This window comes from Pseudomonas sp. B414 (assembly GCF_055408445.1).
The window spans coordinates 50,602-67,356 of the sequence record NZ_JBUZTQ010000005.1 but is presented as its reverse complement, the minus strand read 5'-3'; the positions used below and the strand labels follow the sequence as shown (position 1 = coordinate 67,356).

Below are 16,755 nucleotides of genomic sequence, written 5' to 3'. Positions count from 1 at the left end.
ACGACGAATCGCGGATGTAGATAGCTAAAACGGGGTTTGGTTCGACCTGACACATGCTGAATGCACGCTTTACGCCGTTTCCGAGCGCAAGACCGGGCAAAACTAGCACAGAGACGGCCAAATATCCGCCTCTACCTGGGCTTTTGGTCAGCTTTATCGCCTTAAAACCGTAAAAAAACCGTCTGAAGCAGTCTCAAGCCCCCCAAACCCCGACCTGACGCTCAGGTGCGGTACACTTGGCGCCTTTGCGGGGTGTGCACCCTGCCCTCTCATTACACACCGAGAAGCCCATGCCGATCCGTCATTGCATCGTCCATTTGATTGACAAAAAACCCGACGGTACGCCCGCAGTTCTCCACGCCCGTGACTCTGAACTGGCCGAGTCTCAAGCCATCGAGAACATGCTCGCTGACCTCAACGAAAGCTATAACGCCAAGCAAGGCAAAGCCTGGGGCTTTTTCCATGCCGAGTCCGGTGCGCATCCGTTCAGCGGCTGGCTCAAGGAATACCTCGATGGCGGCAAGGACTTCACCGCGTTCAGTCGCGTGGCCGTCGAGCATCTGCAAAAGCTGATGGAGGAGTCCAACCTCTCGGTCGGCGGCCACGTGCTGTTCGCCCATTACCAGCAAGGCATGACCGACTACCTGGCCATCGCCCTGTTACACCACAGCGAAGGCGTGGCGGTGACCTCGGAGCTGGACGTGACCCCCTCGCGCCATCTCGACCTTGGTCAACTGCACCTGGCTGCGCGGATCAATATTTCCGAGTGGCAGAACAACAAGCAATCCAAGCAATACATCTCGTTTATCAAAGGTAAAAACGGCAAGAAGGTTTCGGAATACTTCCGCGACTTTATCGGCTGCCAGGAAGGCGTCGACGGGCCGGGCGAAACCCGCACCCTGCTCAAAGCCTTCAGCGACTTCGTTGAAAGCGAAGACCTGCCGGAAGAGTCCGCCCGGGAGAAAACCAAGACCCTGGTCGACTATGCCAGCAGCCAGGCCAAAATCGGCGAACCGATGGGCCTGGAAGAGTTGTCCGAGCTGATCGACGAAGAGCGCCCCAAGGCCTTCTACGACCATATCCGCAACAAGGACTACGGCCTGTCACCAGAGATTCCGGCCGACAAGCGCACCCTTAACCAGTTCCGCCGCTTCACCGGACGCGCTGAGGGCCTGTCTATCAGCTTTGAGGCCCACCTGCTGGGCTCCAAGATCGAATTCGACGAAGAAGCCGGCACACTGGTGATCAAGGGCTTGCCAACGCAACTGCTCGATCAGCTCAAGCGCAGCAAGTAATGCTCAACGGGATCCTGAAGAAAGTCCTGTTTGTTCTGGTGGTGGTGGTCATTTTCCAGAACTGGGGCAAGATCGAGCGCGTACTCAACCCTTCAGGGGTTGTGGCCGAGCAAACCCGGGCCAGCGCCCGGGTGGTGCTGTATTCCACCGAGTGGTGTGGCTATTGCAAGGCCACGCGACGGTTTCTGGATGAGAAAGGCATTCCGTTCAAGGAATTCGATATCGAGAAAGACCCTGTTGCCCGCAAAGCCTATGAGGCCCTGGGCGGTCGCGGGATTCCGATTTTGGATGTGAACGGTACGTTGCTTCGGGACTTCAAGCCGGATGCGATATTGGCAGCGTTGAAATAATCGAAGGTGCATGTGGGAGCGGGCTTGCTCGCAATTGGATCACTGCGATTTTTCTGTGTGACCGTGTTGCCTGAATCGCGGGCAGGCCCACTCCCACAGAAAAATCACTCCAGCTTCTGGCTTTGCACCAAACACTCCTTGGCGCTCTTCCTGAGCTTTTTGATCAGCCGTTCCTGGCGCAGGGCTTCGCCCTTGTCCGGCCAGGACTCGACATACACCAGAGCCACTGCCGGGCTTGAAGCAAAAAAACGCGCGCCCTTGCCGGTTTGATGCCTGGCAAAGCGGCGCACCGGGTCATCGCTGATACCGCAATACAAAGAGCCATTGGCGGCCCGCACCAGGTACACAAACCAGGGTTTTTCGCTCACTTTCAGTGACTGCCCTGAAAGGCCTTGAGGCCTTTTTTGGCCTGCGCCCGAATGGCGTTTTTCACCAGTGGTGTCCACCCCAGTAACAGCCCCTTGGTGCCTAGCGCCTGACGCGACCAGCGCCACAAGTCGAAGTGGTCGTGGTGCTCGCAGATCTTGCCGTCACGAAACACAAACCGCGCCTGTATATCATTGACCACCGTGGCCCCGGTCTGGCTGAACACATAGGTCGCCACCCAGTGCGCACTGCCGCGCTGCCCGTCAGCCTGGACCTGATCGAAAGTCAGACTGAAGTCCTTGGCCCGCGAGGTCAGCATGCGCCACATATCTGCGGCGTCTTTACCGCGCAATTGGCCAAACACCGGGTCGCTGAACACCACGTCATCGGTGTAGCAGGCGGCCATGCCTTGCGCATCGAGTTGCTGGAAGGCCTGGTAGAAACGGGTAATCAAGGCTTGATGGTCCTGGCTCATGGCAGGCTCCGTGCAGGTCAGTAATGCGAGCACGATAATCTGCCATGAACAGAAACACTATGGTCCTCAGATTTTCTCGCTCTGCACATTCACATACAGTGAACGGCCCGCACCCAACCCGGCAATAATGGCGCCCAGGCCAATCACCGCAAAAATCCAGCCCAGAGCGCTCCAGCCGCCGGTCATTTCATGCACCACGCCGACCGCCAGCGGCCCCATTGAGGCCACGGTATAACCGATGCCCTGGGCCATGCCTGAGAGGTTGGCCGCCACATGGGCGTCCCGCGAGCGCAGCACAATCATGGTCAGCGCCAGGCTGAACGTGCCGCCCTGCCCCAGACCCAGCACAATGGCCCACCCCCACAGCCCTTCGATGGGTGCGTACAGGCAGCCAAACAGGCCAGCCAGGGTCATGCCCATGACCACCACGATGGCCAGCCGCTGGTCCTTGCCCCGCGTGGCCAGCCAGGGGGCGCTCAATGCCGTGATCAGTTGCACGATGACCGAACCGGACATCACCAGTCCCGCCTGGGTCGGGGTCAGGCCGCGACCGATGAGGATTGAAGGCAACCAGCCAAAAACGATGTAGGACAACGAAGACTGCAAGCCCATATACAGCGTAACTTGCCAGGCCAGCGGATCACGCAGCAGGCCGCGCACGCGGTAAGCAACGTTGTGCGTGCCCTGACGCTTGCCCACTTGCGGCAACCAGAAAATGGCTGCCAGCACCGCTGGCAAGGCCCAGAACCCCAAACCCATTGCCCAGCTCTGGCCCAGCGACTCGCTAAGCGGCACCGTGGCACCCGCCGCCAGCGCCGCACCCAGGCACAAGGCCATGGTGTAGACCCCGGTCATGGTCCCGGCATGCCCGGCAAAATCACGCTTGATAATGCCCGGCAACAGCACGCCAATCACGCCGATACTGGCGCCCGCCAGAATGCTCCCGGCAAACAGACCGACCTCACCCAGATAACTGCGCAAAACAATGCCACCACCCAGTGTCAGCAGAATCCCCAGGACCACCCGTTCAGTCCCGAAGCGCCGGGCCAGGATCGGCGCCAACGGCGCAAACAGCCCCAGGCAAAGCACCGGTAATGTGGTCAACAAACCGGCCTGAGCGGCCGACAGCCCCAGGCTGTCCGATACCTCACCCAGCAGCGGCGCCATGCTCGACAACGCCGGACGCAGGTTCAGCGCTACCAGCACCAGGCCCAATAGCAGTAACCAGGGGCGCAACACCACGGGTGGCGTGTGCGGCACTTGTTGGTCGTCAATCTCGGCATCGATCAGCAACTCTTCCAGCTCATCCAAATGACGAACTGGCTCGATACTGGCGTTGGCGACTGACGCGGGGTGGCTCATGGCTTGCTCCGGCTCAAGGTTCATTGATCAACGTCCGGCACAGCGCCATGGCCCGTTGCGGGTTTTGTTGTTCTACGGCTTGCAGCAGCTCGACGTGCAGGTCGAACACTCGTTGACGACGCGGATAAACATCCATTGTCTTGCGCAGATGGTTGCTCACAACGCTTGAGGTGTAGCGATACAACTCGCTCAAGGCCGGGTTGTGTGCGGCATCGATCAGCCGCTGGTGAAACACCAGGTCGCAGCAGATATAGGTATCGAGTTCGCCGTGGTAATGCTGGCTGCTTGCATCAAGCGCCTGATGCAACAGTTGCAAGTCTGCATCGGTGCGGCGCAAGGCCGCCAGGCCCACTGCCTCGACCTCGATAATGTGGCGCATCTCCCGGCCCTGCTCCAGGGAGCACGATGACAAGGCTCGCAGCGTTTCCATCGGATCGACACGGCCACGCAGGTAACTGCCATCACCCTGACGGATTTCGATCAGCCCGGAAAATGCCAGTACGCGCATGGCTTCCCGCACAGTGTTACGACTTATGTTCAGTTGCATCGCCAGCTCGGGCTCGGTAGGCAAACGCTGCCCGACCTCCCAGGAGCCGTTGTTTATGCGCGCTCGGAGTTGCTCAAGGGCTTGATCAACCAGCGAACGTTTTACCAGTGGAGAAGCGTCTGTCATTGAGCTCGCCTTTTCATCCAATCATAGGATGAATTTTCTTACATGGTATCCAGAGCCTTCCAGGCGGGCAATCAGCTACAGATTAAAAGCACATAAAAAACCATTATCAATCATTGAACTTAAAACCCTTTAAGGGTAGTTTTAAACAGATCGAGGCAGCCTCTTATGGAAAAGAAAACACCTCACTACAACCTCCAGTGCATCCAGGCCGATGTACAACGGCTGGGCGCAATGGCTTTTACCAAAAGCGCCCTGGATGGCGGACGAACAATGGGCCTGACCCTCGCACAAATGCAGCGGGTCATTGCCACTTTAGAACGCCGGGCGCTGTACAAGTCGATGTCGACCCACGCCGACCATAAGGTCTGGCAGGACGTCTACCACGCACAGGCCTACGGTTCGGCCATTTACATCAAGGTGACTTATCGCCCCAGTGGCGGGCCCCCGGTCATCGCTTTCAAGGACAAAGAGCTATGAGCAAACATGACTGCTACACCTGCGGTGCCCCCAATACGATGCAAGCGTTCAAAGGGCGCAGCTTCAATGTGAACTTTAAGCAAATGAACCGGATGGTGCACAGCCTGGCCGGCCACGAATGTAAGGAATGCGCAGAAATCGAATTCGATGCTCCCAGCGCCGAGCGTTACGCGCAGGCCGGTGACGAACTGATCGAAGATGCCAAACGGGTCATGGCAGATGAGATGAAACGCATTCGACGCAAACTGCACTTCACTCAAAAAAGTGCCGTGCAGTTGCTGTCGGGGGGTGGCCACAATGCGTTCAGCCGTTATGAGCGGGCCGAGGTGGAACCACCAAAACCCTTGTTTGTGCTGATGCGCCTGCTGGACCGCCACCCTGAACTGGTTCGGGAACTGCAAGCGATCAACGAATGCTCAGACATCAATACGCTGCTGGTGCAAAAACAGCTGCAGCGCGAGAGCTAGAAATCTTCGCGCCCCCACAATTACTTTTAGATCAATGCAAAATCTGATTCAGAAACAATTTGGTCCGGTCATTTTGCGGGTTGTCGAAAAAGTCATTCGGGGCGGCCTCTTCAACGATTTCGCCCTTGTCCATAAAGATCACCCGGTTGGCCACAGTGCGGGCAAAACCCATTTCATGAGTCACACAGAGCATGGTCATGCCGTCGTCAGCCAGGCCGATCATGGTGTCCAGTACCTCCTTGACCATTTCCGGGTCGAGCGCTGAAGTCGGTTCATCGAACAGCATGATCTTTGGCTTCATGCACAGCGCCCGGGCGATCGCCACACGCTGCTGCTGGCCACCCGACAACTGCCCAGGAAACTTGTGCGCCTGCTCCGGAATGCGTACCCGCTCCAGATAATGCATGGCGATTTCTTCAGCCTTGCGCTTGGGCATCTTGCGCACCCACATCGGCGCCAGCGTGCAGTTCTGCAGGATGGTCAAATGCGGGAACAGGTTGAAGTGCTGAAACACCATGCCCACTTCGCGGCGCACCGACTCGATCTGCTTGATGTCATTGGTCAGCTCGACACCATCGACCACGATACGTCCTGCCTGGTGCTCTTCGAGGCGATTGAGGCAGCGGATGGTCGTCGATTTGCCCGAGCCTGAAGGCCCGCACAGCACAATACGTTCGCCCGGCTGTACGTTAAGGTTGATGTCCTTGAGTACATGGAACTGGCCGTACCACTTGTTGACGCCCTGCATCTGAATAATGCCTTCAGAACTCTCAGGTTTTTTGATTGCTTCACTCATGTCGCACTCCTACCTAACGCTTGTGGCCAGTGTCCAGCTTGTGCTCCAGATGCATGGAGTAGCGGGACATGCCAAAACAGAAAATCCAGAACACCAACGCAGCAAACACATAGCCTTCTGTGGCCATGCCCAACCATTTTGGGTCGGCGGCGGCTTGCTTGACGCTGTTGAGCAGGTCGAACAGGCCGATGATGATCACCAGGCTGGTGTCCTTGAACAGGGCAATAAAGGTGTTGACGATGCCGGGGATCACCAGCTTCAGGGCTTGCGGCAAAATCACCAGGCCCATGCTGCGCCAGTAGCCCAGGCCCATGGCCGCAGCCGCTTCGTACTGCCCCTTGGGGATGGCTTGCAGACCGCCACGCACCACCTCGGCCACATAGGCCGACTGGAACAGGATCACCCCGATCAAGGCCCGCAACAGCTTGTCGAAGTTCATGCCCTCAGGCAGGAACAGCGGCAGCATTACCGAGGACATAAACAACACGGTAATCAGCGGCACGCCGCGCCAGAACTCGATAAAGGTCACGCACACCACGCGAATGGCAGGCATGTCCGAGCGTCGTCCCAACGCCAGCATGATCCCCAATGGCAAGGCACCGGCAATGCCCACCGTGGCAATGACCAGGGTCAGCATCAGACCGCCCCACTGGCTGGTAGCCACGTTGGCCAGGCCCAGATAGCCGCCGTGCAGCAAAGTGAACGCCAGGATCGGGTACACCACCAAAAAGCCCAGACCGTAGATGGCTTTGTGCTTGAAGCGCGAGATAAACAGCGGTGCCGCGCCAATCACGGCCAGCCACACGGTCAGGTCGACCCGCCAGCGCAGCCCGGTAGGGTAATAGCCATACATGAACTGGCCAAAACGCTGCTGTATAAACACCCAGCAGGCGCCCTCCTTGGTGCAATCGGCCTGCGTGGTACCGACCCAGTTGGCATCGAAGATCGTCCAGCTCAGCAGCGGCGGCACGATCAACCAGACCAGGTAAAAGGCAAACAGGGTCAGCAGGGTGTTGAGCCAATTGGAGAACAGATTGGCCCGCGCCCAGGCGACGATACCGATGCGGTTGCCCGGCGGCGGCATGTCGGGTTTGAAAACATGAGTTGTCATAGTCCCGTCCTCATCGCTCGATCAGCGCAATACGCGTGTTGTACCAATTCATCAGCAGCGAAATGCTGATACTGATAGCCAGGTACACGCTCATGGTGATGGCAATGACTTCAATCGCTTGCCCGGTCTGGTTGAGTACCGTACCGGCAAACAGTGAAACCATTTCCGGATAGCCGATACCCGCCGCCAGGGACGAGTTCTTCACCAGGTTCAGGTATTGGCTGGTCAGCGGCGGAATGATCACGCGCAGTGCTTGCGGGATGATCACCTTGCGCAACGTCGGCCCCGGGCGCATGCCCAGCGAGCGGGCTGCTTCGGTCTGGCCGTGGCTGACTGACTTGATCCCCGATCGCACGATTTCGGCAATAAACGCCGCGGTGTACACCGTCAACGCGATGGTCAGCGCCAGCAGTTCAGGGATCAGCACCCAGCCACCGACAAAGTTGAAGCCCTTGAGCTGAGGCATTTCCCAGTGCACCGGAGTACCGAACAGCAACACACACAAGCCCGGAATCGCCAGCATCAGGAACAGCCCGACCCAGAACTTGTGAAACGGCTCGCCAGTTTCTTCAAAGCGCTTGTTGGCCCGGCGAACCATCAGCACCACGGCCACAATTGCCAGAACCACACTGGCCACAAACGGCCAGAAGGCATCAGTACCCACCGCAGCCGGCATGTTCAGGCCACGGCTGCTCATAAAGAACGTGTCGGCAAAGTTGTGGCTGTTGCGTGGCCCCGGCATGGTCAGAAAGACCGCGAAATACCAGAACAGGATTTGCAGCAAGGGGGGGATATTGCGAAAGATCTCGACATACACCGTGGCCAGCTTGCTGATCATCCAGTTTGACGACAGACGCGCAATACCGATGATAAAGCCCAGGACCGTGGCCAGGACGATACCGATCACGGACACCAGCAGGGTATTGAGCAAACCGATCAGAAAGACCCGGGCGTAACTGTCGGATTCGGTGTAATCGATCAAATGCTGCGCGATGCCAAACCCGGCACTGCGTTCCAGAAAGTCAAAACCCGAAGTAATGCCGCGATGTTGAAGGTTGGTCTGGGTGTTGTTGAACAGATACCAGCCCATGAACACCACCAGTGCGACGGTGATGATCTGAAATAACCACGCACGCACACGTGGATCGCCGAGGCTGAGCCTGGGCTTGGGTGCGCCGACTTTAGTTTGCATGAAGTGCCCCTAAAAATGGATCAGACAACATCACCCGGCAGTTGGCCTACCGGGTGAAAAGGGCTATCAGCGCACAGGGGGTGCGTATTGAATGCCGCCGTTATTCCACAGAGCGTTGAGTCCGCGGTCGATGGCCAGAGGAGTGTTTTTGCCCAGGTTCTTCTCGAAGACTTCGCCGTAGTTCCCGACCTGGCTGACAATCTTCACGACCCAGTCTTTGGGCAGTTTCAGGTCTTTACCGTATTCACCATCAGCCCCCAACAGACGGGCGACATCCGGGTTTTTGGTCGATTTGGCTTCAGCCAGAACGTTTTTCGAGGTGATGCCCGCCTCTTCAGCATTGAGCATGGCGAACAGGGTCCACTTCACGATGCTGAACCAGTCTTCGTCACCTTTGCGCACCACAGGGCCCAGCGGCTCCTTGGAGATGGTTTCAGGCAGCACAACATATTCGCTCGGGTTGGCCAGCTTGCTGCGCTGTGCGTACAGCTGCGATTTGTCGGAGGTCAACACGTCGCAACGGCCACTTTCCAGCGACTTGGCACTTTCATCGGAAGTATCGAAGGTAATCGGGGTGTACTTGAGGTTGTTGCCGCGGAAATAATCCGACACGTTCAACTCGGTAGTCGTACCGGCCTGGATACAAATGGTTGCACCATCCAGTTCCTTGGCACTTTTCACGCCCAGCTTGTTGTTGACCAGAAAGCCAATGCCGTCGTAGTAGGTGACGCCCGCAAACACCATGCCCATGCCCGCATCACGGGAGCTGGTCCAGGTAGTGTTGCGCGACAACACATCCACTTCCCCCGATTGCAGCGCGGTGAAACGCTCCTTGGCGTTCAACTGGCTGAACTTGACCTTGGTGGCATCGCCAAATACGGCGGCGGCCACTGCACGGCAAATATCAGCATCGATACCCATAATCTTGCCGTCTTTGTCAGGCACCGAAAAACCCGGCAAACCATCACTGACGCCACACTGCACAAAACCTTTCTTTTTAACGCTGTCCAGGGTGGCGCCTGCATGGGCAAAGCCACTGACACTAAGCACGATGGCTGCGGTGGCCAAAGCCAGGGTGGATTTCAACTGCTTCATTCAAACCTCCAGTGCTGCTTTTTGTGTTTGAACAAGACCCGCCGCCCCCTTGTGAGGCGCTGTTGACCCGTGTTGGCTTGTTATTGGGTCAAGCGGCATAAGTCTTGAGCGATGGGTACATCGCACGAACCGTCAAACTGAAGCGCTCACTTGAGCTGTTGAATTCCTTGTCTAACTTCAACCTCGGGATTTTTGCTGCCCCCCCATCGGCAGTAGCCTGTTAGTGTTACCGCCTGAGGTGGACGCATTCACGTCTCTGTCCACATAGCAAAGCGCGTACCACTCCTGTTGCCTAAGTAAGTTCAGTAGGTAATGCAGGAAAAAACGTTCAAGCATGCGACATTTTCTGTAACTTTTTACCGTTCAAGCACATTTGTAGCGCACCCGATTTGCGCACACGCACAACGATGGAGCAGCCATGACCCAACCTCTGATCATCCAACCCCAAAAGACCGCAGACGCCTGTGTTATCTGGCTTCATGGCCTGGGTGCCGACCGTTATGATTTCATGCCGGTGGCCGAGATACTGCAACAGTCACTGCTGACCACACGTTTTGTATTACCCCAGGCACCGACCCGCGCCGTGACCATCAATGGCGGTTATGCCATGCCCAGCTGGTACGACATCAAAGCCATGAGCCCTGCCCGCTCGATCAGCGAAGAAGAGCTGGAAGAGTCGGCCGACATGGTCGTTCAATTGATCGAAGCCCAGCGCCAGAGCGGTATCGACGCCAACCGGATTTTCCTCGCCGGCTTCTCTCAGGGCGGTGCCGTGGTGTTGCACACCGCCTATCTGAAATGGCAGGGACCATTGGGTGGCGTACTTGCCCTCTCTACTTATGCCCCAACATTCAGCGAAACGCTGCCCTTGTCGGCCAGCCAGCAAAGAATCCCGGCCTTATGCCTGCACGGGCAGTACGACGATGTAGTCCAAAACGCTATGGGACGTACGGCTTATGAGCGTCTGAAAGCTGCAGGTGTGGCGGTTACATGGCAGGAATACCCAATGAGCCACGAAGTGTTACCTGAAGAGATTGGTGACATCGGCGTCTGGCTGGCCAAACGTCTGACATAAAACCGAAACATCCTGCCGTTCACTACGCCGAGCACCCGACTTGCATTACACTGCCCGGCGTACACTCCTTAACCAACTGATGAGATGACCGTGCTCAAAGCACTCAAAAAAATATTCGGTAAAAGCGAGGCTGAGCCGCTCGCGCCAGCATCCATCGCACCTGTGAGCAGCCCAAGCCCGCGAACCGACGCGCATCAGCCTGGCCGTTCTGCTCCTGCTTCAGCCCCTGCGCCGGTGAGCACTCCTGACGCACAGCCTGCTGCTGAACAACCACGCGTCGAAAAACCAAAAGTTGCCAAACCACGGCGTGAAGTGGCGCCCAAGCCACCGGTCATTCCCTGGAAACTCGAAGACTTTGCCGTTGAGCCACAAGAAGGCAAAGTCCGCTTTCATGACTTCAAGCTCGCCCCTGAGCTGATGCACGCCATTCAAGACCTGGGCTTCCCGTACTGCACGCCGATCCAGGCTGGCGTGCTGGGCTATACCCTGAGCGGTCGCGACGCCATTGGCCGCGCCCAGACCGGTACCGGTAAAACCGCTGCCTTCCTGATTTCCATCATCAGCCAACTGACCCAGACCCCGCCGCCCAAAGAGCGTTACATGGGCGAACCGCGCGCACTGATCATCGCGCCGACCCGCGAACTGGTGGTGCAAATCGCCAAGGATGCGGCCGACCTGACCAAGTACACCGACCTCAACGTCATGACGTTCGTCGGCGGCATGGACTTCGACAAGCAGCTCAAGCAGCTGGAAGCCCGTCATTGCGACATTCTGGTGGCCACACCGGGCCGTCTGCTGGACTTCAACCAGCGCGGCGAAGTGCATCTGGACATGGTCGAAGTGATGGTGCTCGACGAAGCCGACCGTATGCTGGACATGGGCTTTATCCCACAAGTACGCCAGATCATTCGCCAGACGCCGCCGAAAGCCGAGCGTCAGACCCTGCTGTTCTCTGCGACCTTTACCGAGGACGTGATGAACCTGGCCAAGCAATGGACCACCGACCCTGCCATCGTCGAAATCGAAGCGCTAAACGTCGCCAGCGATATGGTCGAGCAGCATGTGTATGCCGTCGCCGGGGCCGACAAGTACAAGTTGTTGTTCAACCTGGTCAATGACAACGGCTGGGAACGTGTAATCGTGTTCGCCAACCGCAAGGACGAAGTGCGCCGCATCGAAGAACGCCTGGTACGTGACGGCATCAACGCTGCGCAACTGTCGGGTGACGTGCCGCAGCACAAGCGTATCAAGACCCTGGAAGGCTTTCGCGAAGGCAAGATTCGCGTGCTGGTGGCCACTGACGTGGCAGGGCGCGGGATTCACATCGATGGCATCAGCCACGTGATCAACTTCACCCTGCCTGAAGTACCGGATGACTACGTGCACCGTATTGGCCGTACCGGCCGTGCAGGTGCCAGCGGTGTTTCCATCAGCTTTGCCGGTGAGGACGACTCGTATCAGTTACCGTCGATCGAAGCCTTGCTGGGCCGCAAGATCAGCTGCGAAACGCCACCGACCGAGCTGCTGCGCCCGGTAGTACGGGTGGTGCGCAAGCCACATGACCCGGCAACGATAGCCTGATCTGACACAGATCCTTGTGGGAGCGGGCTTGCTCGCTGCCACAATGGGTCAGCGAGCAGCAGATTATTTCCAGCGCTCTGCCGCTGCTTCATCGCTGGCCCGCCCTTCTACCCAGCGCGGGCCGTCAGCAGTCTGTTCTCTCTTCCAGAACGGGGCGCGGGTTTTCAGGTAGTCCATCACAAACGCACAGGCATCGAATGCCGCCTGACGATGGGCACTGGCCACACCCACAAATACAATCGGCTCACCCGGCTCCAGCGCACCCACACGGTGCAACACTTCAAGCCTGAGCAACGGCCAACGCTGCTGCGCCTCAACCGCGATCTTGGCCAGGGCCTTTTCGGTCATGCCCGGGTAGTGTTCCAGAAACATCCCCGCCACATCACGGCCGTCATTGAAGTCGCGTACATAACCGACAAAGCTCACCACCGCCCCCACGCCCATATTGGCCGCGTGCAGCGCGTTCACTTCAGCGCCCGGGTCAAAGGCCGCCGCTTGCACCCGAATCGCCATGCTCAGCCTCCGGTCACAGGGGGAAAGAACGCCACTTCGTCGCCATCCGCCAGTGTTTCATTCAGCTTGCACAGTTCTTCGTTGCGCGCACACATCAAGTTGGGCTCGGCCAGCACCTGCCAGGCACCACCGCGTTGCACCAAGTGAGTGCGCAACTGATCGATGGAGGCAAACTCGCCGTCCACTGACTCGCCATCCAACCCCAACGCTTCACGATAGCGGGCAAAGAACACTACATTGAGCTTCATGATGCGTGCGCCTGAAAGTGCCCGCTCTTGCCACCAAGCTTTTCCAGCACACGCACGCTTTCGATGGTCATGCCGCGATCGACTGCCTTGCACATGTCATAAATGGTCAGGGCTGCAACGCTGGCGGCGGTCAGGGCTTCCATCTCGACGCCGGTCTGCCCGGATAGCTTGCAACGGGCCACGACCAGTACCGCATCGCTGCCCTGGGCGCTGAGCTCAACCTTGACGCTGGTGAGCATCAACGGATGGCACAGCGGGATCAGATCCGAGGTTTTCTTCGCCGCCTGAATTCCGGCGATCCGCGCTACGGCGAATACATCGCCCTTGGGATGGCCGCCGCTAACGATCATTTCGAGGGTTTCAGGGCGCATGCGCACCACCGCTTGTGCCACAGCCTCGCGGGAGGTCACCGCTTTGTCGGTGACATCGACCATGTTGGCGCGGCCTTGGGAATCTAAGTGTGTCAGCACAGGGGGTACTCCAGAGTGGAGTATCGATTGTAAACCCGAGGGTCAGTTTAAGGCCATCGACCCCGCGAATACCGCGCATCAGAACTTGGAATTGGCCGCCCACCGACAATCGCCGTACAAAGGTCGAAACTTTGGAGCCATGCCTATGCCACTTTTTATTGCCCTTGCCTTGAGCCTGTTGGCGGGTGTCGCGGTGCCCCTGCAGGCGGGCAGCAACGCTCGACTGGGCGTGGTACTGGGCCATCCCTTTTGGGCCACCGTGCTCTCATTACTGGTCAGTGGCCTGGCGATTGCGCTGGTGATGCTGATCGTCAAAGTACCCCGGCCCAACCTCGCGGCCCTGGTCTCCGGGCCTTGGTGGATCTGGCTAGGCGGGCTGGCCGGGGTGTTTTACATCACCGTTGCGCTGATCACCGTACCGCGTCTGGGCGCACTGAATTTCATCATGGCGGTGGTGGTGGGCCAGTTGGTTATTTCGCTGCTGATCGATTACTTCGGCTTGCTGGGTTTGCCAAAAAACACCCCCAGCTTGCAGAAACTGCTCGGGGTCAGCGTGGTGCTGGCAGGTTTTGTCATCGCCTCACGGGGCTGAGGGCACACTCACCTGCCGGACCAGATCACGCAGCCAGCGATGGGCCGGGTCTTCGCTGAAGCGCTGATGCCAGACCTGCACATAGTTGAACGGCGCCACCGTCATGGGCGGCGGTAGAGCGACCAGGATGTCGCCGAATGACAGAGTGTCCAGGGTACGGGTCGCCACGGTAAGAATCAGGTCGGTGTCGGCAATCATCCCCGGCGCCGTGCCCCAGTGCGGGACATTGACCACAACCCGACGCTGCAACCCCTGGGCACGCAATACATTGTCCACCTCCCCCTGGGTGTTGCCGTCCATCGACACCAGCAAGTGTGGACGGGCCAGATAGCTGTCCAGATCAAGCACGCCATTGTCCGGGAGCGAACGCCGATTGAGCAGGCAGGTAAAGGTTTCTTCAAACAGCACATCGCTGCAGATATCAGCAGGCATCGTGGGAAAAACCCCGACGGCCAGATCGATCTTGCCCTGTTCGATCTGTTCCAGCATGCCCAGGCGGCTGTCCTGGATCACCACCAGCGAGGTGTCAGGGGCCTGCTCGCGCAGTTGCACCACTAATTTTGGCAAGACGATGGCAGCGCCGTAATCGGACATCGCCACGCGGAAGGTGCGCTGTGAGTCAGCTGGCACAAAGTCGATGGACTGGCCAAGCAGCGTTTCGATCTGCCCCAGGAGCGCCTTGAGCGGTGCCTGAAGATTTTGCGCCAGAGCGCTAAGCACCACTTCGTTGCCCTGGCGAATCAGCAACTGGTCGTCCAGCAGCACCCTGAGTTTGTTCAGTGAGTGGCTGATGGCCGGCTGGCTCAAATGCAAACGCACACCGGTGCGGGTCACGTGTTTTTCCGTGAGCAGCGCATCGAGCACCACCAGCAGATTCAAATCGATATTGCGCAGTAACACTCCGACTCTCCTGTCATCACTCTCTCCAAGGGAGCGCTGCATGCTCGCCCCCAAAACCCGCTGACACAGCGCATAACAGCTGCAAGCTTACCTCAGGCTAAGCTTGTGACAGGAAGGGAGCAAAACGCAACCGGGCGGCTCATGGCCGCCCGGGTCAGGGTTAAACAAGCAATGTCAGAGATGCGACTCGGCGTATTCCGCCAGAATCGAGCGAGGCACCCCTTGCAGGGCGATATGCACACCGTTGGGGAAGTCTTTGAAACGCTCCGTCAGGTAGGTCAGCCCCGAACTGGTGGCCGACAGGTACGGTGTATCGATCTGTGCCAGGTTGCCCAGGCACACCACTTTGGAACCGGCGCCCGCACGGGTGATGATGGTTTTCATCTGGTGCGGTGTCAGGTTCTGGCACTCATCAATCAAAATCAGGCTCTGCTGGAAGCTGCGACCACGGATGTAGTTCAGGGATTTGAACTGCAATGGCACCTTGCTCAGGATGTAGTCGACGCTACCGTGGGTGTTTTCGTCATCCATATGCAGGGCTTCAAGGTTGTCCGTGATGGCCCCCAGCCAAGGCTCCATTTTCTCGGCTTCGGTACCCGGCAAGAAGCCGATTTCCTGGTCCAGACCCTGCACGCTGCGGGTACAGATAATCCGCCGGTAGCGCTTGCTGACCATGGTTTGTTCAATCGCCGCCGCCAGCGCCAGAATGGTCTTGCCCGAACCCGCTGCACCCGACAGGTTAACCAGGTGAATATCCGGGTCGAGCAAGGCAAACAGCGCCAGCCCCTGGTAGATATCCCGCGGTTTCAGACCCCAGGCTTCCTGATGCAGCAGCGGTTCCTGGTGCATGTCGAGGATCAGCAACTGGTCCTTGCGCACCTCTTTGATCCAGCCGACAAAACCCTGCTCATCGATGATGAATTCATTGATGTGCACGGCCGGCAGGTTTTCGTTCATTTGTACCTGATGCCAGGTACGGCCATGGCCCTGACGGGTTTCGACCTTGTTGACCCGGTCCCAGAATGAGCCGGTCATGGTGTGATAGCCACGCGACAGCATCGACACGTCGTCTACCAACTGGTCGGTGCTGTAGTCCTCGGACTCGATCCCGCACGCCCGGGCCTTGAGGCGCATGTTGATGTCTTTGGTAACCAGCACCACGCGCAACTTCGGCTCACGGGCGTGCAGGTCAATCAACTGGTTGATGATGATGTTGTCGTTGAGATTTTCGGGCAGCAGCGCGTTGGGCTCGCGGCGCTTGCTCATGAGGATCGACAGAAAGCCTTTTGGCGCTCCTTTGCCACGCTGGATCGGCACGCCCTTTTCGACGTCATCGGGGGTGGCAACCCCCAGCAACTGGTCAATCAGGCGGATGGCCTGACGGCATTCTGCTGCCACCAGTAATTTGCCGGTCTTGAGTTTGTCGAGTTCTTCGAGCACCGTCATCGGGATCGCGACGTGGTGTTCCTCGAAGTTGAGCATTGCGTTTGGATCGTGAATCAGAACATTGGTATCGAGTACATAAAGGATTGGCTGGTTGGAAGAATGAGTGCGTCCGTGATCATCCATACTCGGTCACCTTTGTGGGAGCCATTAGACGCAATACCGCAACAGTGCTGCGCCTCGAAGTGACTGCCGTATGCCCTACCCGATGGGTCTTGGAAGACGCCACCTGTGTCGCAGGTTTCGGCCGTCTGTCTTCGTAATACTCCAATTT

The 16,755-nt window shown here is 58.0% G+C and carries 20 protein-coding genes; 7 read left to right on the top strand and 13 right to left on the bottom strand.

Annotated elements, in window-relative coordinates; genetic code table 11:
* The first annotated feature begins 290 nt into the window (after positions 1 to 290).
* Positions 291 to 1,295 carry a nucleoid-associated protein YejK gene (yejK, locus tag ACZRMH_RS06275; protein ID WP_464012668.1) on the top strand — a complete coding sequence of 335 codons (1,005 nt, stop codon included), beginning with the start codon at positions 291 to 293 and terminating at the stop codon, positions 1,293 to 1,295.
* Positions 1,295 to 1,645 carry a glutaredoxin family protein gene (locus ACZRMH_RS06270; protein ID WP_464012667.1) on the top strand — a complete coding sequence of 117 codons (351 nt, stop codon included), beginning with the start codon at positions 1,295 to 1,297 and terminating at the stop codon, positions 1,643 to 1,645. The genes yejK and ACZRMH_RS06270 overlap by 1 nt, the downstream gene beginning before the upstream one ends.
* Positions 1,646 to 1,749: 104 nt before the next feature.
* Here ACZRMH_RS06270 and ACZRMH_RS06265 read toward each other — a convergent pair whose 3' ends face one another.
* The 4 genes from ACZRMH_RS06265 to ACZRMH_RS06250 form a co-directional block, all read right to left on the bottom strand.
* Positions 1,750 to 2,013 (bottom strand): GIY-YIG nuclease family protein, encoded by a 264-nt coding sequence (locus ACZRMH_RS06265; protein WP_464012666.1) that lies wholly within the window; start codon positions 2,011 to 2,013, stop codon positions 1,750 to 1,752.
* Positions 2,014 to 2,015: 2 nt separating this feature from the next.
* Positions 2,016 to 2,486: a nuclear transport factor 2 family protein gene (locus ACZRMH_RS06260; protein ID WP_464012665.1), complete on the bottom strand. Its 471-nt coding sequence runs from the start codon at positions 2,484 to 2,486 to the stop codon at positions 2,016 to 2,018.
* Positions 2,487 to 2,552: 66 nt separating this feature from the next.
* Positions 2,553 to 3,872 (bottom strand): CynX/NimT family MFS transporter, encoded by a 1,320-nt coding sequence (locus tag ACZRMH_RS06255; protein WP_464012664.1) that lies wholly within the window; start codon positions 3,870 to 3,872, stop codon positions 2,553 to 2,555.
* Positions 3,862 to 4,521, bottom strand: a complete 660-nt coding sequence (locus ACZRMH_RS06250) for a FadR/GntR family transcriptional regulator (RefSeq protein ID WP_464012663.1) — start codon at positions 4,519 to 4,521, stop codon at positions 3,862 to 3,864. Before ACZRMH_RS06250 ends, ACZRMH_RS06255 begins: the two co-directional genes overlap by 11 nt.
* A 165-nt stretch (positions 4,522 to 4,686) precedes the next feature.
* Between ACZRMH_RS06250 and ACZRMH_RS06245 the strand changes: the two genes are divergently transcribed.
* Together ACZRMH_RS06245 and ACZRMH_RS06240 are read left to right on the top strand one after the other, a co-directional pair.
* Positions 4,687 to 4,998, top strand: a complete 312-nt coding sequence (locus tag ACZRMH_RS06245) for a type II toxin-antitoxin system MqsR family toxin (protein WP_464012662.1) — start codon at positions 4,687 to 4,689, stop codon at positions 4,996 to 4,998.
* Positions 4,995 to 5,465 carry a type II toxin-antitoxin system MqsA family antitoxin gene (locus tag ACZRMH_RS06240; protein ID WP_464012661.1) on the top strand — a complete coding sequence of 157 codons (471 nt, stop codon included), beginning with the start codon at positions 4,995 to 4,997 and terminating at the stop codon, positions 5,463 to 5,465. The genes ACZRMH_RS06245 and ACZRMH_RS06240 overlap by 4 nt, the downstream gene beginning before the upstream one ends.
* Before the next feature lie 31 nt (positions 5,466 to 5,496).
* Here ACZRMH_RS06240 and ACZRMH_RS06235 read toward each other — a convergent pair whose 3' ends face one another.
* The 4 genes from ACZRMH_RS06235 to ACZRMH_RS06220 all read right to left on the bottom strand — a co-directional run bounded on the left by ACZRMH_RS06235 (position 5,497) and on the right by ACZRMH_RS06220 (position 9,659).
* Positions 5,497 to 6,261, bottom strand: coding sequence for an amino acid ABC transporter ATP-binding protein (locus ACZRMH_RS06235; RefSeq protein ID WP_464012660.1), 765 nt, complete (start codon positions 6,259 to 6,261; stop codon positions 5,497 to 5,499).
* Between the two features lie 13 nt (positions 6,262 to 6,274).
* Entirely contained in the window at positions 6,275 to 7,372 is a 1,098-nt protein-coding gene (locus tag ACZRMH_RS06230; protein ID WP_464012659.1) for an amino acid ABC transporter permease, read from the bottom strand.
* Between the two features lie 10 nt (positions 7,373 to 7,382).
* Positions 7,383 to 8,564: an amino acid ABC transporter permease gene (locus tag ACZRMH_RS06225; RefSeq protein ID WP_464012658.1), complete on the bottom strand. Its 1,182-nt coding sequence runs from the start codon at positions 8,562 to 8,564 to the stop codon at positions 7,383 to 7,385.
* 66 nt (positions 8,565 to 8,630) lie between these two features.
* Positions 8,631 to 9,659, bottom strand: a complete 1,029-nt coding sequence (locus ACZRMH_RS06220) for an amino acid ABC transporter substrate-binding protein (protein WP_464012657.1) — start codon at positions 9,657 to 9,659, stop codon at positions 8,631 to 8,633.
* A 418-nt stretch (positions 9,660 to 10,077) separates the two neighbouring features.
* On the opposite strand from ACZRMH_RS06220, the gene ACZRMH_RS06215 reads away from it, so the two are divergent.
* Both ACZRMH_RS06215 and rhlB read left to right on the top strand, forming a co-directional pair.
* Complete coding sequence (locus ACZRMH_RS06215) at positions 10,078 to 10,734, top strand: alpha/beta hydrolase (RefSeq protein ID WP_464012656.1); 657 nt, start codon at positions 10,078 to 10,080, stop codon at positions 10,732 to 10,734.
* Between the two features lie 84 nt (positions 10,735 to 10,818).
* Positions 10,819 to 12,315 (top strand): ATP-dependent RNA helicase RhlB, encoded by a 1,497-nt coding sequence (gene rhlB, locus ACZRMH_RS06210; RefSeq protein WP_464012655.1) that lies wholly within the window; start codon positions 10,819 to 10,821, stop codon positions 12,313 to 12,315.
* 63 nt (positions 12,316 to 12,378) lie between these two features.
* Here rhlB and moaE read toward each other — a convergent pair whose 3' ends face one another.
* From moaE to moaC, 3 genes are read right to left on the bottom strand one after another with little or no spacing between them, the layout of a single operon-like run.
* Positions 12,379 to 12,828: a molybdopterin synthase catalytic subunit MoaE gene (gene moaE / locus ACZRMH_RS06205; protein ID WP_464012654.1), complete on the bottom strand. Its 450-nt coding sequence runs from the start codon at positions 12,826 to 12,828 to the stop codon at positions 12,379 to 12,381.
* Positions 12,829 to 12,830: 2 nt separating this feature from the next.
* Positions 12,831 to 13,076: a MoaD/ThiS family protein gene (locus tag ACZRMH_RS06200; protein WP_464012653.1), complete on the bottom strand. Its 246-nt coding sequence runs from the start codon at positions 13,074 to 13,076 to the stop codon at positions 12,831 to 12,833.
* Positions 13,073 to 13,546: a cyclic pyranopterin monophosphate synthase MoaC gene (gene moaC, locus ACZRMH_RS06195; protein WP_464012652.1), complete on the bottom strand. Its 474-nt coding sequence runs from the start codon at positions 13,544 to 13,546 to the stop codon at positions 13,073 to 13,075. The genes ACZRMH_RS06200 and moaC overlap by 4 nt, the downstream gene beginning before the upstream one ends.
* 145 nt (positions 13,547 to 13,691) lie before the next feature.
* On the opposite strand from moaC, the gene ACZRMH_RS06190 reads away from it, so the two are divergent.
* A complete protein-coding gene (locus tag ACZRMH_RS06190; RefSeq protein WP_464012651.1) occupies positions 13,692 to 14,138 on the top strand; it encodes a DMT family transporter in 447 nt (148 codons plus the stop codon).
* On the opposite strand, the gene ACZRMH_RS06185 is transcribed toward ACZRMH_RS06190, so the two are convergent.
* Positions 14,127 to 15,038: a LysR substrate-binding domain-containing protein gene (locus ACZRMH_RS06185; RefSeq protein ID WP_464012650.1), complete on the bottom strand. Its 912-nt coding sequence runs from the start codon at positions 15,036 to 15,038 to the stop codon at positions 14,127 to 14,129. The genes ACZRMH_RS06190 and ACZRMH_RS06185 overlap by 12 nt on opposite strands.
* 174 nt (positions 15,039 to 15,212) lie before the next feature.
* On the bottom strand, positions 15,213 to 16,607 hold the full coding sequence (locus tag ACZRMH_RS06180; protein ID WP_464012649.1) for a PhoH family protein: 1,395 nt from the start codon (positions 16,605 to 16,607) through the stop codon (positions 15,213 to 15,215).
* Between the last annotated feature and the right edge of the window lie 148 nt (positions 16,608 to 16,755).